The 509-nt window shown below is 47.7% G+C and carries 1 tRNA gene and 1 rRNA gene; both read left to right on the top strand.

Annotated features, from left to right (window positions below):
• Positions 1-64: ribosomal RNA gene (locus tag G5287_RS20790) — 16S ribosomal RNA — on the top strand; the annotation flags it as partial.
• A 210-nt stretch (positions 65-274) separates the two neighbouring features.
• A tRNA-Glu gene (locus G5287_RS20785) sits at positions 275-350 on the top strand.
• Positions 351-509: the final 159 nt, after the last annotated feature.

Raw genomic sequence — 509 nt, 5'->3', positions numbered from 1 at the left:
CATGACTGGGGTGAAGTCGTAACAAGGTAACCCTAGGGGAACCTGGGGTTGGATCACCTCCTTACCTTAAGATGTCGAAGTTGTTGAGTGTTCACACAGATTGCCTTGATTCAAAGTAGTTAGAGCAAAGACCTGGTGCAGTGATGCATCAGCTTCTGTTGTCCAGCCCTCGGGATGGATGAGAGAAAACCTCTTCTGCCGGATAACGGGATGTGAATAGCAGTTTACTGCTACCTGTTGTCTCAGTGCGCAAGCACTGCAAAGCAGACTCGGGGTCCCCTTCGTCTAGAGGCCTAGGACACCGCCCTTTCACGGCGGTAACAGGGGTTCGAATCCCCTAGGGGACGCCACTTCTCTTCTTGCTAACAAGAATGCAGAGTTAAGAAACTGATTCTTAACTCTGTTTTCTTCGGCCTTGCGCCGTTGCAAACATGCTCTTTAACAATCTGGAAAGCTGATTTAAAAAGTAGTTCTCAAACATTTGTTACAAGTGCTTTGGAAACTTCTTG

This window comes from Aeromonas sp. 603079 (assembly GCF_049172135.1).
GTDB classification, from domain to species: domain Bacteria; phylum Pseudomonadota; class Gammaproteobacteria; order Enterobacterales; family Aeromonadaceae; genus Aeromonas; species Aeromonas veronii.
The sequence above is the reverse complement of the archived record's forward strand: the minus strand, read 5'-3'. Positions and strand labels throughout refer to the sequence as shown.